17 protein-coding genes are annotated in these 16163 nt (G+C 62.2%); 14 read left to right on the forward strand and 3 right to left on the reverse strand.

Annotated features, from left to right (window positions below):
• Window positions 1–12: 12 nt before the first annotated feature.
• From HHJ18_RS03700 to HHJ18_RS03735, 8 genes are all read left to right on the forward strand, one after another.
• Window positions 13–1494 carry a form I ribulose bisphosphate carboxylase large subunit gene (locus HHJ18_RS03700; protein WP_296911633.1) on the forward strand — a complete coding sequence of 494 codons (1482 nt, stop codon included), beginning with the start codon at window positions 13–15 and terminating at the stop codon, window positions 1492–1494.
• Window positions 1495–1506: 12 nt separating this feature from the next.
• Window positions 1507–1947 carry a ribulose bisphosphate carboxylase small subunit gene (locus HHJ18_RS03705; protein WP_296911635.1) on the forward strand — a complete coding sequence of 147 codons (441 nt, stop codon included), beginning with the start codon at window positions 1507–1509 and terminating at the stop codon, window positions 1945–1947.
• A gap of 31 nt (window positions 1948–1978) precedes the next feature.
• On the forward strand, window positions 1979–2935 hold the full coding sequence (gene cbbX, locus HHJ18_RS03710; protein ID WP_296911915.1) for a CbbX protein: 957 nt from the start codon (window positions 1979–1981) through the stop codon (window positions 2933–2935).
• Window positions 2932–3672, forward strand: a complete 741-nt coding sequence (locus tag HHJ18_RS03715; RefSeq protein WP_296911637.1) for an HAD-IA family hydrolase — start codon at window positions 2932–2934, stop codon at window positions 3670–3672. Before cbbX ends, HHJ18_RS03715 begins: the two co-directional genes overlap by 4 nt.
• A gap of 32 nt (window positions 3673–3704) precedes the next feature.
• Window positions 3705–4808, forward strand: a complete 1104-nt coding sequence (locus HHJ18_RS03720; protein ID WP_296911639.1) for a class 1 fructose-bisphosphatase — start codon at window positions 3705–3707, stop codon at window positions 4806–4808.
• Between the two features lie 86 nt (window positions 4809–4894).
• Complete coding sequence (locus HHJ18_RS03725) at window positions 4895–5770, forward strand: phosphoribulokinase (protein ID WP_296911643.1); 876 nt, start codon at window positions 4895–4897, stop codon at window positions 5768–5770.
• A gap of 66 nt (window positions 5771–5836) precedes the next feature.
• Entirely contained in the window at window positions 5837–7963 is a 2127-nt protein-coding gene (tkt, locus tag HHJ18_RS03730; protein ID WP_296911645.1) for a transketolase, read from the forward strand.
• A gap of 18 nt (window positions 7964–7981) precedes the next feature.
• Window positions 7982–8656, forward strand: coding sequence for an HAD family hydrolase (locus tag HHJ18_RS03735; RefSeq protein ID WP_296911647.1), 675 nt, complete (start codon window positions 7982–7984; stop codon window positions 8654–8656).
• A gap of 101 nt (window positions 8657–8757) precedes the next feature.
• On the opposite strand, the gene HHJ18_RS03740 is transcribed toward HHJ18_RS03735, so the two are convergent.
• The 3 genes from HHJ18_RS03740 to HHJ18_RS03750 are packed head-to-tail and all read right to left on the reverse strand — an operon-like array spanning window position 8758 to window position 11257.
• Window positions 8758–9225, reverse strand: coding sequence for a hypothetical protein (locus HHJ18_RS03740; protein ID WP_296911649.1), 468 nt, complete (start codon window positions 9223–9225; stop codon window positions 8758–8760).
• Window positions 9225–10574, reverse strand: a complete 1350-nt coding sequence (locus HHJ18_RS03745; protein ID WP_296911651.1) for a heavy metal sensor histidine kinase — start codon at window positions 10572–10574, stop codon at window positions 9225–9227. Before HHJ18_RS03745 ends, HHJ18_RS03740 begins: the two co-directional genes overlap by 1 nt.
• Window positions 10571–11257, reverse strand: a complete 687-nt coding sequence (locus HHJ18_RS03750) for a heavy metal response regulator transcription factor (protein WP_296911917.1) — start codon at window positions 11255–11257, stop codon at window positions 10571–10573. The genes HHJ18_RS03745 and HHJ18_RS03750 overlap by 4 nt, the downstream gene beginning before the upstream one ends.
• A gap of 159 nt (window positions 11258–11416) precedes the next feature.
• Between HHJ18_RS03750 and HHJ18_RS03755 the strand changes: the two genes are divergently transcribed.
• The 6 genes from HHJ18_RS03755 (at window position 11417) to HHJ18_RS03780 (ending at window position 16162) form a co-directional block, all read left to right on the forward strand.
• Complete coding sequence (locus HHJ18_RS03755; protein ID WP_296911653.1) at window positions 11417–11764, forward strand: DUF4148 domain-containing protein; 348 nt, start codon at window positions 11417–11419, stop codon at window positions 11762–11764.
• 235 nt (window positions 11765–11999) lie between these two features.
• A complete protein-coding gene (locus HHJ18_RS03760) occupies window positions 12000–12365 on the forward strand; it encodes a copper-binding protein (RefSeq protein WP_296911655.1) in 366 nt (121 codons plus the stop codon).
• A gap of 238 nt (window positions 12366–12603) precedes the next feature.
• A complete protein-coding gene (locus HHJ18_RS03765; protein ID WP_296911657.1) occupies window positions 12604–12960 on the forward strand; it encodes a hypothetical protein in 357 nt (118 codons plus the stop codon).
• A 134-nt stretch (window positions 12961–13094) separates the two neighbouring features.
• A complete protein-coding gene (locus HHJ18_RS03770) occupies window positions 13095–14432 on the forward strand; it encodes a TolC family protein (RefSeq protein WP_296911659.1) in 1338 nt (445 codons plus the stop codon).
• Between the two features lie 39 nt (window positions 14433–14471).
• Complete coding sequence (locus HHJ18_RS03775) at window positions 14472–15032, forward strand: hypothetical protein (protein WP_296911660.1); 561 nt, start codon at window positions 14472–14474, stop codon at window positions 15030–15032.
• Window positions 15029–16162 (forward strand): HlyD family efflux transporter periplasmic adaptor subunit, encoded by a 1134-nt coding sequence (locus HHJ18_RS03780; RefSeq protein ID WP_296911662.1) that lies wholly within the window; start codon window positions 15029–15031, stop codon window positions 16160–16162. The genes HHJ18_RS03775 and HHJ18_RS03780 overlap by 4 nt, the downstream gene beginning before the upstream one ends.
• Window position 16163 lies beyond the last annotated feature (1 nt).

Consider the following 16163-nt stretch of genomic DNA (forward strand, 5'->3'; position numbering starts at 1 on the left):
TGGAGGCCCCCTGTGAAACCATCCGCCGAAAGCACCGTCACCGCCGACACAGAGATTCTGGACAAGAAGCAGCGCTACTCAGCCGGCGTTCTCAAGTACCGCCAGATGGGCTACTGGAATGCTGACTATCAACCCAAGGACACCGACGTCCTGGGCCTGTTCCGCATTACGCCGCAAGAAGGTGTCGATCCGATCGAGGCCGCCGCCGCGGTGGCCGGCGAATCGAGCACGGCCACCTGGACGGTGGTGTGGACCGACCGGCTGACCGCCTGCGACAGCTACCGCGCGAAAGCCTACAAGGTCGATCCCGTCCCCGGTCAACCGGGGCAGTACTTCGCCTGGATCGCCTACGATCTGATCCTGTTCGAAGAGGGCTCGATCGCCAACCTGACGGCCAGCCTGATCGGCAATGTGTTCTCCTTCAAGCCTTTGAAGGCAGCGCGGCTCGAAGATATCCGCCTGCCGGTCGCCTATGTCAAAACCTTCAAGGGGCCGCCGACCGGCTTGGTGGTCGAGCGCGAGCGCCTCGACAAGTTCGGCCGGCCACTGCTGGGCGCCACCACGAAGCCCAAGCTGGGCCTGTCGGGCCGCAACTACGGCCGCGTGGTCTACGAGGGCTTGAAGGGCGGGCTGGACTTTATGAAGGACGATGAGAACATCAACTCGCAGCCCTTCATGCACTGGCGCGACCGCTTCCTTTACGTGATGGACGGCGTCAACAAGGCAAGCGCGGCAACCGGTGAAGTCAAGGGCAGCTACCTGAACGTGACCGGCGCGACGATGGAAGACATCTATGAGCGCGCCGAGTTCGCCAAGGAACTGGGTTCAGTCGTGATCATGCTCGACCTGGTGATTGGCTGGTCGGCGATCCAGAGCATGGCCAACTGGGGGCGCAAGAACGACATGATCGTGCATATGCACCGCGCCGGCCACGGCACCTACACGCGGCAGAAAAACCACGGCGTGAGTTTCCGCGTGATCGCCAAGTGGCTGCGCCTGGCCGGTGTCGACCACTTGCACACCGGCACCGCGGTCGGCAAGCTTGAGGGAGACCCGATGACTGTGCAGGGCTACTACAACGTCTGCCGCGACAGCTACACGAAACAGGACCTGCCACGCGGCCTGTTCTACGACCAGGACTGGGCCGACCTGCGCAAAGTGATGCCGGTGGCTTCTGGCGGAATTCATGCCGGCCAGATGCACCAGTTGATCGACCTGTTCGGTGACGACGTGATCCTGCAGTTCGGTGGCGGAACGATCGGCCACCCGGCCGGCATCCAGGCCGGTGCGGTAGCCAATCGCGTGGCGCTCGAATGCATTGTCAAGGCGCGTAATGAGGGCCGCGACATCAAGAACGAAGGGCCCGAAATTCTGCAGGCCGCTGCGCGCTTTTGCACGCCTTTGAAACAGGCGCTCGACACCTGGAAGGACGTGTCGTTCAATTACGCATCCACCGATACCAGCGATTTCGCCACCACAGCCTCGGTTGCTTAAAGGATCAACATCATGATGACCAACCCCACCGCCCGCATCACGCAAGGCCAGTTCAGCTTCCTGCCCGAACTGACAGACGCCGAGATCACGCTTCAAATCGAGTACGGCCTCAAAAAGGGCTACGCCTGGAGCGTTGAATACACCGACGACCCGCATCCGCGCAACACCTACTGGGAAATGTATGGCATGCCGATGTTCGACCTGCACGATGCGGCGGGCGTCATGCAGGAGCTGCAGGCCTGCCGCAAGACTTTCCCCAACCACTACATCCGCCTGATGGCCTTCGACTCCACGCGTGGCGTTGAAACCATCGCGATGAGCTTCATCGTCAACCGGCCCGCCAGCGAGCCCGGTTTCGGCCTGGTGCGGCAGGAGGTCAATGGCCGCTCGATGCGCTACACCGTGCACAGTTACGCCACCGATAGCGCCGAGGCCCAGCGCTACGGCGCCTGAGAGTAACTTCAACGCACACCGGACGCTTGCCATGACCGCACCGCTGTACTCCATTCCCGGCGCGCCGGCCGGCACGTCGTTGGTCACGCCCGCGGCGCTGGCCGAGCCGGCGCGCACGGTGGCCGACATCCTGGCGCAAAGCCAGGTCGAGTCGGTGATGGACGAGCTTGACCGTGATTTGATCGGCCTGGCGCCGGTGAAGACCCGCATCCGCGACGTCGCCGCGCTGCTGGTGATCGACAAGCTGCGTGCCCAGCACGGGCTGGCCGCGCAGGCGCCCTCGCTGCACATGTGCTTCACGGGCAACCCCGGCACCGGCAAAACCACGGTGGCGTTGCGTATGGCCGAGATTTTGCACCGCCTGGGCTACATACGAAAAGGCCATGTGGTTAGCGTCACGCGCGACGACCTGGTGGGCCAGTACATCGGCCACACCGCACCCAAAACGAAAGAAGTACTGAAGAAGGCGATGGGCGGCGTGCTCTTCATCGACGAGGCGTACTACCTGTACCGCCCAGAGAACGAACGCGACTACGGTCAGGAAGCGATCGAGATCCTGCTGCAGGGGATGGAGAACCAGCGCGACGACCTGGTGGTGATCCTCGCCGGCTACAAGGACCGGATGGACACCTTCTTCCAGTCCAATCCCGGCATGAGCTCGCGCATCGCGCACCATCTGGTCTTCCCCGACTACGACGTGGTCGAACTGCTGCAGATAGCCGACCGCATGCTGGCATCCACGCACTACCAGTTCGGCGTCGGTGCCCGTGAGGCCTTCGACGCCTACCTGCAACGGCGCACCGTGCAACCACATTTCGCCAACGCACGCAGCGTGCGCAACGCGCTCGACCGTGCCCGCCTGCGCCAGGCCAGCCGGCTTTATGCCGATCGCGAGTCCGCCCTGAGTGCCGAGGACCTTAGCACCATTGCCGCCAGCGACATCCTCGCCAGCCGGGTTTTTGCCAACATCGAAGGGGACGCACCGTGACGCCTGTTCCATTGCGTGCCTTGATCTTTGACGTTGACGGCACGCTCGCCGACACCGAAAGCGCCCACCGCGCCGCCTTCAACCAGGCTTTTGCCGCGGCTGGCCGCGACTGGGTCTGGGACGAGGCCCGTTACACCAAGCTGCTGGAGGTTTCGGGTGGCAAGGAGCGCATCCTGCATTACTGGCAGCAGGTGCAACCCGACATCCGGCCCATCAACGGCTCGGCGGTGCCCGACACGGTGCAGCACCTGCACGACTTGAAAACCGCTGCCTATGAGCAGGCGGTGCAGGACGGCGCGGTGCGCTTGCGCCCCGGCGTGCTGCAACTGATTGAGTCGGCCTATCGCGAAGGCCTGCGCCTGGCCATTGCCACAACCACCTCGCCCGTCAACATCGCAGCGCTGCTGCGTGCCACGCTGGGCCCGGACTGGTCGCGTTATTTCATGGTGATTGAGGACGCGTCCACCGCGCCCCTTAAAAAACCCCATCCGCAGGTGTATCTGCAAACCCTCAAGCGCCTGCAATTGCCTGCCAGCGCGTGTCTGGCCTTTGAGGATTCGGCCAACGGGCTGCAGGCCGCGCTCGGCGCCGGTTTGGCAACCCTGATCACGCCCAACCACTTCACGGCGGATCACGATTTCACTGGGGCGCTACGCATCCTGCCCGATCTGCTGGGCGCCAGTGTGGCCGATTTGCGCGCCTGGCATGCGGCGGCTCCGGCGTCTGACCCATCGTAAGACAACAAGATCAACTTCCAGGAGACTTCACCATGCCCTTGACCAAACGCTTCACGCTGACGCGTTACCTGATTGAGGAGCGCCGCCGCTTTCCCGGCGCCGGTGGCGATTTCAACGCCTTGATTCTCGATGTGGCACTGGCGTGCAAGGCCATCGCCCGCGCGGTGGCCTTTGGGGAACTGGGCGGCACGCCAGGCCAGCCTGCGGCCAAAGTGGGCGATGTGGGCGGCGCTGTCAATGTGCAGGGCGAGACGCAAAAGCCCCTGGACGTCATCAGCAACCAGTATTTCACCGGCATGAATGAATGGGGCGGGCACCTGGCGGGCATGGTGTCCGAAGAAATGGAGGGCGCCTACCAGATCCCCAAGGCCTATCCGCGCGGCAAGTATCTGCTGGCGTTTGATCCACTGGACGGCTCCAGCAACATCGACGTAAACGTGTCGGTGGGCAGCATTTTTTCCATCTTGCGCGCGCCCCAAGAGGTGATTGACAGCGGCCGCGACGTGGTCGAGTCTGATTTTTTACAGCTCGGCTTAACCCAAGCGGCGGCCGGTTACGCGCTCTATGGCCCCACCACCATGCTGGTGCTCAGTGTGGGCAACGGCGTGGCCGGCTTCACGCTGGACCCTAGCCTGGGCGAGTTCATGCTGACGCACCCCAACCTAAAGGTACCCGCCGACACGCAGGAATTTGCCATCAACGCGTCGAACAGCCGCTTCTGGGAGCCGCCGGTCACGCGCTATGTCGACGAATGCCTGGCCGGCAAGACCGGCCCGCGCGACAAGGATTTCAACATGCGCTGGATTGCCAGCATGGTGGCCGAGGCGCACCGCATCCTGATGCGCGGCGGCGTCTTCCTGTACCCGCGCGACAGCAAAGACGCCTCCAAACCTGGGCGGCTGCGCCTGCTGTACGAGGCCAACCCGATTGGCTTCATCATCGAGCAGGCCGGCGGGCGCGCCAGCACCGGGCGCGAACCCATGCTGGGTGTGCAGCCGACCAGCCTGCACCAGCGCATTGGCCTGGTGTTCGGCTCCAGGCATGAGGTCGAGCGCATCGAGCGCTACCATGCCGAGCCCTTCAAGCCGCTGGAAACGACGCCGCTGTTTACCGAGCGCAGCTTGTTCCGGGTTTGATATGCTCACTAATTGATAGCTGCTTGCGCCCGTACTGTATGGGCTATAGCCTGATTTGACCACTTTTTTTGACTCAGGAGCCGCCCATGTCAGAACGCCACCCCATCATTGCCATCACAGGATCGAGCGGCGCCGGCACCACGTCGGTCACGCGCACCTTCAGCAACATCTTCAGGCGCGAAGGGGTCAACGCAGCCATCATCGAGGGCGACAGCTTTCACCGTTATGACCGCCTGGAAATGAAAAGCAGAGCCGCCGAAGCAGAAAAAGCGGGAAACAATAACTTCAGCCACTTCGGTCCCGAGAACAACCTGTTTGCCGAACTCGAAACCCTGTTTGCCCGCTACGCGGCAAGCGGCACCGGCAAATGCCGCAAGTATCTTCATGACAGCGAGGAAGCTGCACCCTACCAACAAAACCCCGGCACCTTCACGACCTGGGAAGACGTGCCCGGGCAGACCGACTTGCTGTTTTACGAAGGCCTGCACGGCGCCGTGGTCACGCCCGAGGTCAACATCGCCCAGCACCCCGATTTGCTGATTGGCGTCGTGCCGGTCATCAACCTGGAGTGGATTCAAAAGCTCTGGCGCGACAAGTCCCAGCGCGGCTACAGCACCGAGGCCGTCACCGACACCATCCTGCGCCGTATGCCCGATTATGTGAATTACATCTGCCCGCAGTTCATGCACACGCACGTCAACTTTCAGCGCGTCCCCATGGTGGACACTTCCAATCCCTTCATTGCCCGGGATATCCCCTCGCCCTCCGAGAGCATGGTGGTGATCCGGTTTGCCCAGCCCAAGGGCATTGATTTTCAGTATTTGCTCAGCATGATTGATGCGTCCTTCATGAGCCGGGCCAACACCATCGTGGTGCCCGGCGGCAAGATGGAACTCGCCATGCAGCTGATCTTTACGCCCTTCGTCTGGCGAATGATGGAGCGCAAGAAAAAGGCCTCTTGATACTTTATTGGACAGACTGCGGCTACCCGCACTGCGCCAGTTTCATCCCCAACCGATCAAAAAACCATGACCCATCCCACACCTCCCACACCTGAATTCGCTCGCCAGATGGCCAACGCCATCCGCATGCTGGCCGTCGATGCGGTTGAAAAAGCCAGGTCCGGCCACCCCGGCGCCCCCATGGGCATGGCCGATATCGCCGAGGTACTGTGGAATCGGCACCTGCGGCACAACCCGGTCAATCCTCACTGGCCCGAGCGCGACCGCTTTGTACTGAGCAACGGCCACGGCTCCATGCTGCTGTATGCGCTGCTGCACCTCACCGGCTACAACCTCCCCATGAGCGAGCTGAAAAACTTCCGCCAGCTGCATAGCCAAACGCCGGGCCATCCTGAAGTCGGCTTGACTCCTGGTGTGGAAACCACCACCGGCCCGCTCGGCCAGGGCCTGGCCAACGCGGTCGGCATGGCGCTGGCCGAGAAGCTGCTCGCCAGCGAATTCAACCGGCCCGAGCACGCCATCGTCGACCACTTCACCTACGTTTTCATGGGCGACGGCTGCCTGATGGAAGGCATCAGCCACGAGGCCTGCTCACTGGCCGGCACGCTGCGCCTGTCCAAACTGGTAGCGCTTTACGACGACAACGGCATTTCGATCGACGGCCACGTCGAAGCCTGGTTCACCGACGACACACCCAGGCGCTTTGAGGCCTACGGCTGGCATGTGATTCCTGACGTGGACGGGCACGAGCCGGCGGCTGTGGACGCCGCGATCCGCGCCGCCAAGGCGCAGGCCGGCCAGCTAGATGGCAAGCCCACGCTGATCTGCTGCAAGACCGTGATTGGCATGGGTTCGCCCAACAAGGCCGGCACGCACGACGTGCACGGCGCAGCACTGGGCGCAGCCGAGGTTGCTGCCACCCGCGAAGCTTTGGGCTGGAGCGCTCCGCCTTTCGAAATCCCCGCCGACATCGCCACCGCCTGGAATGCCGTAGAGCGCGGGCAGACGGCGGAAAAAGTCTGGCGCCTGCGCTTTGAGGCCTACCGCAAGCGCTACCCGCTGGAGGCGGCAGAGTTTGAACGCCGCATGGCTGGAGACCTACTGCCTGCCTTGGCCGAGCAGCTGCCCGAGTTGCTTGCCGGCATAGCCGCGCAGCGCGCTGCGCTGGCCACGCGCAAAGCCAGCCAGAACGCGCTGGACGTGCTGGCCCCGCTGCTGCCCGAGTTCTTTGGCGGCAGCGCGGACCTGACCAGTTCGAACCTCACCAACTTCAAGGGCTGCGTCAAGGCCGGCCGGGATGCCTGGGGCAACCACCTGAGCTACGGCGTGCGCGAGTTCGGCATGGCCGCAGTCATGAATGGCATCGCCTTGCATGGCGGCTACCTTCCCTATGGCGGCACCTTTTTAACCTTCAGCGACTACAGCCGCAACGCCATCCGCATGGCGGCCCTCATGAAGCTGCGCGTGATTCATGTGTTCACGCACGACAGCATTGGCCTGGGCGAAGATGGCCCGACCCACCAGAGCGTGGAGCACATCCCGTCCCTGCGCATCATTCCGAATCTGGACGTATGGCGCCCAGCCGATGGGCTGGAAACAGCCGTGGCCTGGGCCAGCGCGGTGGCGCGCCAGGGCGGCCCCAGCGCGCTGTGCCTGTCGCGCCAGAACGTGGCGTGTCTGACCGATGCAGGCATGGTTGCGTCCATTCGCCGCGGCGGCTATGTGCTGTCGGACATGGCGGCTGCGCAGGTGGTAATTGTCTCAACCGGCTCCGAGCTGGAATTGGCCATGCAGGCGCAGGCCATGCTGGCGGCCGAGGGCCTGGCGACCCGGGTGGTGTCCATGCCGTGTACCAATTTGTTTGACCGTCAGACCGAGGCCTACCGGGAAGCGGTGCTGCCGATGAGTCTGCCCGCCGTGGCGATCGAGGCGGCGCAGCCCGACTTCTGGCGCAAGTACGTAGGGCGCAGCGGCGTGGTGGTGGGCATGGCCGGCTTTGGTGAATCGGCCCCGGCCAGGGATTTGTACAGCCACTTTGGCATCACCGCACAGCGCGTGGTGGAGGCTGCGCGCACGCTGGCGCAGCGCCGCAAAGCTGGTTCAGCTGGTTCAGCTGGTTCAGCTGGTTCAGCTGGTTCAGCTGGTTCAGCAGGCGCTGCCCGGGCAGAAACTTCGGTTCACGAAACCGCCTAAGCACCGAATGAGCACCACATGAACCATTCCTTCGACCTCATCGTGTTTGACCTGGACGGCACGCTGATTGAAACCGCCCCGGAAATTGCCGATGCCGTCAATGACACGCTGCGCCACTTCGACTTGCCCGAGGTGACCCAGCAGCAGGTGAACGACTGGATTGGTCACGGCACGCGTGAATTGCTGATTCAGGCGCTGGCGCAAAGCGGCCAGCTTGACGCCGCCGCCGTGCGCGCCAGCGAGCGACTGGCGCTGATCGCGGCCGACTTTGACAAGCGCTATCAAGCCCGCTGCGGCACGCGCAGCCAGCTTTACCCCCAAGTGCGCGAAACGCTGCTTGCCCTGCGCGAGCGCGGTGTCAAGCTGGCCGTGGTGACCAACAAGGAGAGCCGCTACACCCGCACCGTGCTGGACGCGCACCAGCTGGCCCCGCTGTTTGATCTCGTGGTGAGCGGCGACACTTTGAGCAGCAAAAAGCCCGACCCGGCCGGCATAACAAGCTGCCTGACGCAATTCGGCGTGCCGCGCCAGCGCGCGCTGTTTGTAGGCGACTCGTCCATCGACGTGAACACCGCGCGCAACGCCGGGGTAACGGTGTGGGCGCTGCCTTATGGCTACAACATGGGACAGCCGATTGAGGCCAGCGCACCGGACCGGGTTATTGCAGATTGTTCTGCGCTATTGAATTTATAGCGGATTGCGCATAGTTGACGAGGGCCACAGCGATTTTTTTTAATGATGAGGCTATTTCAATGGCAGCGAACGGCCGCCACACTCATGCTGCGCTGGCCATCTCATTCGAGTGCCTTTTTTGACCCAAGTGCGACGATGTAAAAGATCACTGGCGGAAGAATGAGCATCTGCAAAAGCGGGGTGAGGCCGATATTGACGCCCGTTATCACCGCTATCACCGGCATGTCCGCCGTGTAAGTCCAACGCTGCAGGACATGGACGGCTAGCCACTCGAGCGCGACGGCAATGATGAGGCCCGTCATCAGCATCACGCCATAGCCTTTTAGTTGCGGCGCAATAAACCAGTCCGACCGCCTGAAAATAATCCAGCCTGCCGCATGGATAGTCCACACGATGAGGCCATCCCCCAGACTTGCGACGAAGCAGTGCCACCAGATATTTTCCCAGCTGCCCATTCCGACAAAGAGAAAAGCTTGTCCGATCTCCCAAAAATAATTCAGCACGACTGACACGACAAACAAGCCTGCCATGGTGCGCAGCGGGCCGGCGCGAGCGGGTTGCGCTTTCATTAGAGTGAATTCTCCTGGGTGGTTATCGTCAGTAGTAGGCCGATCGACGTTCGACCTTCGACTGATCGCGCGAAAGGCTGTCCGCCATGCATGCGGGCAATCGTCGCGACTATCGCCAGTCCCAGCCCATGATGGCTCTCGGCCTGAGCGCGGGACGGGTCGGCACGGTAGAAGCGATCGAACAGGCGCGGCAGATGCTCTGCCGCGATGGTTTGCCCGCGATTGGTTACTGCCAACTCTGCAAAGCCCCCATCACGCAGCGCCAACTCAATACGAACCAAGCTGCCGCGTTCGGCATAGCGCGTGGCGTTGCCCAAGAGGTTGGAAATTGCCCGCTTGACAAGCGGCACATCGAAATCGCCCGCGATGTCGCCGGCGATTTCTATTTGCAATGCCGCGTCCGACAAGGCGGCCTCATGGAAGTCAGCCACGTCAAACGCGACTGCCGCCAAACTGGGCACATGTGTGCGGCGCGCGCTCGCCCCGCGCTCGGATTGCGAGAGGAACAGCATGTCCTTGATGATGCCTGACATGCGGTGCAGGTCTTCCAGATTGGAACCCAGCGTGTCGCGCAAGGCCTCAGGGTGTCGCGCTTTGCGCAGCGCCAACTCGGTGCTGGTAATGATGATGGACAACGGCGTATTCAACTCGTGCGCGACATCGGAATTGAAGCCCTCCAGCTGCGCATAGGCACGTTCAAGACGCTCAAGCAGCGCATTGAACTGTTTAACCAGCGGTTGCAGCTCTCCAGGTTGCGCCGAACCATCAAGTCGCCTACCCAGTGTGTTGGCGGCCAGGTCGCGGGTCTGGTCTACCAGATGCTGTACTGGCGCATGCCCCAGGCGGACCAGCAGAAAACCGCCTACCGACACCACGAAAGAGCCCAGCAGTGCGGCCGCCGCGAGCGTCACGGCAAGCCGCTGCAACAAATCGTCATCGGCGCGTGTGTTCAGCGACAACTGGGCGATCACGCTGCCAAAGAGGCTCTCCGGTGATGCCAGCGTGAACGTCACTGCGTGTGCGTGCTTGACGTCAGCGCTTTGCGGCGCGCTGCGGTAAACGCGAGCGCCATCCTGACCGCGCAGCTCAAGCAGCAGATCGTCATGACCGGTGAAATAGTCGTCGAGTTTGTGTTTTAGGCTGGGCAGATCGCCCTCATGCTCGGCCTCGTTGAGAAAATGGGTGACAACATCTTGCTTTTGCGCGAGCGAGTCAGCCTGTCTGGCTGCCAGGGTGAATGCCGTCGCGGTGTAGACCGCCACTGAGACCAGCGCCAGCCCTACGAAGGTCTGAATCGCCAGCCAGGTCGAGAGCCGCCTATCGAGGGACCAGATTGCACCGTGCTTCACGAACGCCGATCCTCAAGTACATAGCCCATGCCGCGCATCGTATGGAGCAGCGGGCGGCCGAAGGGCAGGTCAAGTTTGCTGCGCAGTCTGCGGATCGCGACCTCGATCACGTTGGTCTCGCTGTCAAAGTTCATGTCCCACACTTGCTCGGCAATCTCGGTGCGTGACAGTACCTCACCCTGGCGCCGCAGCAGCAGGGTGAGCAAATTGAATTCCTTGGCGGTAAGGTCGAGGCGCTGGCCCGCACGAGTAGCTTTGCGACGCAGGAGGTCAAGTTCCAGATCAGCCAATTTGAGCACGCTTGCCTCGGCTAAAGTCTGCCCGGGCGTGAAGCGTCGCATGAGTACCTGAATGCGCGCCACCAGCTCGGAGAACGCGAAGGGCTTGACCAGGTAATCGTCGGCGCCGCTTTGCAGGCCGCTGACGCGGTCCTCGACGCGGCTCAGGGCAGTCAGCATCAGCACGGGCGTCGGCTTGCTCTGTCTTAGCGCGACCAGGACCCCCAGGCCATCGATACCCGGAAGCATCCGGTCAAGGACGATCACGTCGTACTGACCTTCGACCGCCAGGTGCAGGCCATCGATGCCATTGTGGGCCACATCAACAACATAGCCTTCTTCTGTCAAGCCCTTGCGCAAATACTCGGCCAGTTTGACTTCATCTTCGATGACCAGGATTTTCATGCCTGCATTTTCACGCAAGGCGTGGCTCGGCCACATTACAAAAATGTCATCCGGCTGTTGGCGTCCTGTTGGCATCGCTTCTTTAAAGTTCATTCCATGCCCTCAGGCATTAGCCGCAGCAAGTCGCTTCGGACTGAACTGAACCCAAAGGACGTCATCATGAACATTCGCAAAACCATTCTTCTGTCAACAGTCGCCATCGCGTTCGCTGCACCCGGCCTGTCATCCGCTACGTCGTTGTGGCAGCCGGCGAAAGGTGAGTCTGGCGGGGAATTCCTCGCTGACCATTTCCAGAGCAGCAAAACCCGCGAAGAAGTCGCGCAGGCAGTGCAGGCCACCCCCAAAGACGCAGACTCCCTCGCGACGAACGAGCGGAACCGAACATCAAAAGTGGCCGCAAAAACGGGGCAAAGCAAAACCCGCGCTGAAGTCCAGCAAGAGTTGCTCAACATGTCGGCCGAAGAAAAGCAGCGCATGCGCGAGCTGTACAGTGGTGGTAATCGCTAAATACTGTTTGGTGGCTTGTTGAAGCACCCAAAATCGCATTAAAAATTGGACAAGAATCGGGATGATCCCGGCCGGCGAACAAAGATCCAGGCGCAAAACTGATAGCCATGGGCCTGGATATTTACAACTCCCCTCGCTTTATGCCCAGGCAGTTGTCGCTGACGGGCCGGGGCTCGCTTCGTACTAACCTGCATCTTTGTCCCCCTTTTTAGTCCCACAACACGTTAAGAAACCCATGAAAACCCTCAAGACCGCGCTAGTTATTTCAACTCTGCTGCTTGGCGCCGCCCACGCTCAAACCGCAGCCAAACCCGGCATGGACGGCATGAACATGGAGGCTACTCAGAAAGGCGCCCCCATGGGCACGATGAACATGGCGAACATGGTGGATGGCGAAGTGCGCAAGGTCGACAAAACGGCCAAAAAGATAACCTTGAAGCACGGCGAAATCAAGAACCTGCAAATGGCCGGCATGACCATGGCGTACCAAGTCAAGGACGCGGCAATGCTCGACAAATTGAAAGCCGGCGACAAGGTTCGCTTCATGGCCGAGAAGGTTGGCGGCGCCATTGTCGTCACAGCGATCGAGCAGGCTAAATAAGGCTAAGGCGGGCAACGCCTGGATCATGAAACCGAAGGGACGCCAGCGCCATGGAAAAGCACATTGCGGCCGAACCAAGGTCTCATGCTCTGACAGCGCCGCCTTTTGCTTGGATTTGAGGGTGTAATGCGGTGTCATTGTCCTGAGCAATCACGGCAACGGACGCTAATCCCCAGGCCCTGCCCGGCTAAAGCCGCCAAGCCCACCCAGTCAATAGACAGTAACTATAATTTTCGCAATGCGTTTGCTGGTCACGATTTTTCTTTTGGTGCTTATGCCAATGCAGCTCACTTGGGCTGCATTGAGCGTCTATTGCCCACACGAAACAAGCTCGCCTGCGCGGCAGGTCGAAAACCACGATCACCAGCACCAGACTGCTGTTGATCTGGAAGACGGCGGCGACCCACACGCTACCGGGAACGTGAATGCCGATTCGGGCGCATGCCATGCGGGGCATGGCACGGCACTATTTGGCTCGCAGCGTTTGCCGGCTGTTAGCGTCTCGTCCGAGATCTACACCACCTATCAGATTCAGGTTCCTTCCCCTCCTCATTTGCCCGTGCCCGAACGTCCCAACTGGGCTTACCTCGCCTGATCGGCGAGGTGGGGCTTCTTCTATCCTCTCGTGCCTTTGGCATGCCGCCTTGCGTGGCGTGCACGAGTGCACGGCGATCCTGTTGATCGCACTTCGCCGATTCCCCAAGTGTCTTTTAATCACTGGAGAGTCGGATGTTCCAAAGAAATCGAAAAGATGGGTTGACCTGTACCTTGCTGGTGCTGGCCGCCTGCAGCGCCTGGGCGCAACCAGCGCAGCCAAACCCACTTGGCGGCTTGCCCGCGCCCACCCCCGCGCTGACAGCGCCTTCTTCCCCCGGGGGTGTCAGCCCTCCATTGACGCTGAGGCAGGCGTTCGACGCGGCCTGGCTACGCCAACCAGAAGCTCAGTCACGGGAGGCACGCCAGCAGGCTGCCAGCGCCCGCAGGCAGGCAGCTGACAGTTGGACGCCCGAGCCTGCCGCCCTTGAGTTGTCGGTCAAGAGCGACCGCCTGAACCAGAATCAAGGCAGTCGCGAGATCGAGGCAGGCGTGGCCATCCCGCTGTGGCTGCCGGGCGAGCGATCACGCACTGGCGCTTTGGCCGATGCGGAAGGACGTGCGACAGCAAGTCGGGTCGTGGCGGCCCAACTGCGCACCGCAGCCAGCGTGCGGGAGTTCTATTGGCTTTGGCAGCGCGCCCGCGTGGAGCATGATTTGTCTCAGGAACGCCTGAGCAATGCGCAAGCGCTTGTTGCGGACGTCACCAAACGGGTCAAGGCAGGCGATCTGGCGCGGGCGGATCAGCATCAGGCCGACGGGGCTGTGGCGACCGCCGAGGCGGGATTAGCCGAAGCAGCCAGCACGCTGGCCGGTGCATCCCATCAATTGCGAACTCTGACCGGCACCCCACCGGAACCTAACGGCCTTGCCGGACTCAACGCGGGCGCTGTGGCCGAACCTGTCCCGGCAATACCTCCAGATTTCGCGTCCCTGGATAGTCGCCACCCAGCTGTCGCTGAACTCCTGGCCCGTGCGGACGTTGCGCGCCGCTCAACCGAGCTGGCTGGTGTGCAGACGCGCAGCAACCCCGAATTGACCCTGGCAACGACCAGAGCCCGGGGTTTATACGGCGAGCCATCCCAGCAAAGCCTCACCTTGGGCATCCGCATCCCCTTCGGCTCGGACAGTCGCAGCCGGGCCAAACTGGCAAGCGCGCAGGCCGAGGGCATCGAAGCGGAGGTGCAGCTTGCGTTGGAGCGGGAGCGTTTGCTGTCTGAACTCGACGCTGCCCGCATTCGCCTTGAATCTGCGCGCAGCCAGGTCAGCGCTGCGGACAAGGGCTCGCAACTTGCCCGTGAGTCCCGGGGCTTCTTCCAAAAGTCGTTTCGCATGGGCGAAACCGACCTGCCGACACGATCGCGCATCGAGCTTGAGGCCATCGCCGCCGAACGCCAGGCCGCCCGGGCGCGCATTGATCTCGCCGCGGCGGTATCGAGCTTGCGCCAGGTTCTGGGACTTTTACCTGAATAACCCCCCTTAAATATCAGAGCGAACTTGAGAACTCCAAACATGACCATCCAAAAAAGGCTGAACGCCTTCTGCCTGGCGGCGTTCATTGCCGTCACACCGTTCACTGTATTTGCTGACGCGGGCCACGATCACGGCGCCGCGTCCTCGGCTGCGGCCGGATCAGGCCAGCCACGCTTTACCGCCATATCCGAGACCTTTGAGCTCGTCGGCGTGCTGAGCGGCAAATTACTCACCCTTTACCTGGACCGCGCTGACGACAACAGCCCGGTCAAGGACGCCAAGCTAGAGCTCGAATTGGGGGGTGTGAAGCTGGACGTCAAACCGCGTGGCGAGGGCGAATTTGAAGCGGCGCTCGCGCAAGAGCTCAAACCGGGCATGACTGCTGTGACGGTGACGGTGGTCGCGGGCCAGGAGACCGATCTGCTGGCCGGTGAGCTGGACTTGCGCGAAGGCGCTCAAACCGATGTATCGGTGGGCAGCCGGCCATGGAAAAAGTACGCCACCTGGCTTATTGCCGGGCTGCTCACGCTGGCGCTGCTGGCCTGGGGCCTGCGCCGCATGCGCGCTTATCGAATCAACCGGCTTGGGGGTAAAAAATGAAGAAACGTTTTCTGACATCCGCGGTATGCGCCGCCTTGTGTGCGTCGCTGCTGGCATTGACGGCCCCAGTTTGGGCGGCAGGAGACCACGAAGGGGGCCACGGCCCTGCTGGCGCCGATCCTGCAGCCACCGGCAGTGGGCCGAAACGACTGCCCGATGGCAGCGTCTTTCTGCCCAAGCCGGCCCAGCGCCAGATGGGCGTGCGTACACTGGTCGGCGAGGTGAAACAGTTGCCGCGTTCGACCGAGCTGTCAGGCAAGGTCGTGATGGACCCGAATGCGGGCGGCAAGGTGCAGTCCCTGGTAGCCGGCCGGTTGCAGGCCGGTCCGCGCGGCTTGCCCTCGGTCGGGCAAACCGTTCGCAAAGGCGAGGTGCTGGCCTATGTGCTGCCCGCCGCAGCGGCAATCGAACGTTCGAACCAGTCGGCGCAACTGGCCGAACTGGGAGCCAGCCGCAGCCTGGCCAACAAGCGCCTGGCGCGTTTGCAGGAACTGGCCGATACGGTGCCGCGCAAAGAGATCGAGGCTGCGGAAAGTGAAGTCGCCAGCCTGGGCGCGCGCGCTGCAGCGGTGGGTGCCGGACTGTCCGCGCGTGACGCGCTGGTCGCGCCCGTGTCGGGTGTCATCGCTTCGGCCAACGCCGTGGCCGGCCAGGTGGTCGATGCGCGCGAACTGCTGTTCGAGGTGATTGATCCCTCGCGTTTGCGCATTGAAGCACTGGCCTTCGACGCCGCGCTGGCGGCTGACGTGGGGGGCGCTTTCCTGGCCGTGGGCGGCCAAAAAGTACCGCTCATTTTCGTGGGCGCATCGCGCTCGCTGCGCGACCAGGCGCTGCCTCTGGCCTTTCGTGCCGAAGGCCAGTCGCTCAGCCAGCTTGCCGTCGGCCAGCCTGTGGCCGTGGTGGTGCAAAGCCGAAGCCAGGTGAGCGGAGTCCCTGTGCCGGCCGGGTCCTTGACGAAGAACCCCGCCAACCAGACCGTCGTGTGGGTCAAGACCGCGCCCGAACGTTTTGAGGCGCGCGTAGTCACTGTGGAGCCGCTTGACGGCGCGACGATGGCGGTGACCTCGGGCCTGAAGGCCGGCGACCGTGTGGCCACCCAAGGTGCCACGCTGATCAACCAGGTGCGCTGAC

Origin of the sequence: Polaromonas sp. (genome assembly GCF_012927455.1) — a bacterium.
In the GTDB taxonomy this organism is placed as follows: Bacteria; Pseudomonadota; Gammaproteobacteria; order Burkholderiales; family Burkholderiaceae_C; genus Polaromonas.

What these genes read in the sequence shown, in the direction of transcription:
- HHJ18_RS03765 (WP_296911657.1), top strand. Translation starts at nt 12,604, where the DNA reads ATGCGTTTGCTGGTCACGATTTTTCTTTTGGTGCTTATGCCAATGCAG.
- HHJ18_RS03755 (WP_296911653.1), top strand. Translation starts at nt 11,417, where the DNA reads ATGAACATTCGCAAAACCATTCTTCTGTCAACAGTCGCCATCGCGTTC.
- HHJ18_RS03735 (WP_296911647.1), top strand. Translation starts at nt 7,982, where the DNA reads ATGAACCATTCCTTCGACCTCATCGTGTTTGACCTGGACGGCACGCTG.
- HHJ18_RS03760 (WP_296911655.1), top strand. Translation starts at nt 12,000, where the DNA reads ATGAAAACCCTCAAGACCGCGCTAGTTATTTCAACTCTGCTGCTTGGC.
- HHJ18_RS03705 (WP_296911635.1), top strand. Translation starts at nt 1,507, where the DNA reads ATGATGACCAACCCCACCGCCCGCATCACGCAAGGCCAGTTCAGCTTC.
- HHJ18_RS03750 (WP_296911917.1), bottom strand. Translation starts at nt 11,257, where the DNA reads ATGAAAATCCTGGTCATCGAAGATGAAGTCAAACTGGCCGAGTATTTG.
- tkt (WP_296911645.1), top strand. Translation starts at nt 5,837, where the DNA reads ATGACCCATCCCACACCTCCCACACCTGAATTCGCTCGCCAGATGGCC.
- cbbX (WP_296911915.1), top strand. Translation starts at nt 1,979, where the DNA reads ATGACCGCACCGCTGTACTCCATTCCCGGCGCGCCGGCCGGCACGTCG.
- HHJ18_RS03780 (WP_296911662.1), top strand. Translation starts at nt 15,029, where the DNA reads ATGAAGAAACGTTTTCTGACATCCGCGGTATGCGCCGCCTTGTGTGCG.
- HHJ18_RS03770 (WP_296911659.1), top strand. Translation starts at nt 13,095, where the DNA reads ATGTTCCAAAGAAATCGAAAAGATGGGTTGACCTGTACCTTGCTGGTG.
- HHJ18_RS03740 (WP_296911649.1), bottom strand. Translation starts at nt 9,225, where the DNA reads ATGAAAGCGCAACCCGCTCGCGCCGGCCCGCTGCGCACCATGGCAGGC.
- HHJ18_RS03720 (WP_296911639.1), top strand. Translation starts at nt 3,705, where the DNA reads ATGCCCTTGACCAAACGCTTCACGCTGACGCGTTACCTGATTGAGGAG.
- HHJ18_RS03775 (WP_296911660.1), top strand. Translation starts at nt 14,472, where the DNA reads ATGACCATCCAAAAAAGGCTGAACGCCTTCTGCCTGGCGGCGTTCATT.
- HHJ18_RS03725 (WP_296911643.1), top strand. Translation starts at nt 4,895, where the DNA reads ATGTCAGAACGCCACCCCATCATTGCCATCACAGGATCGAGCGGCGCC.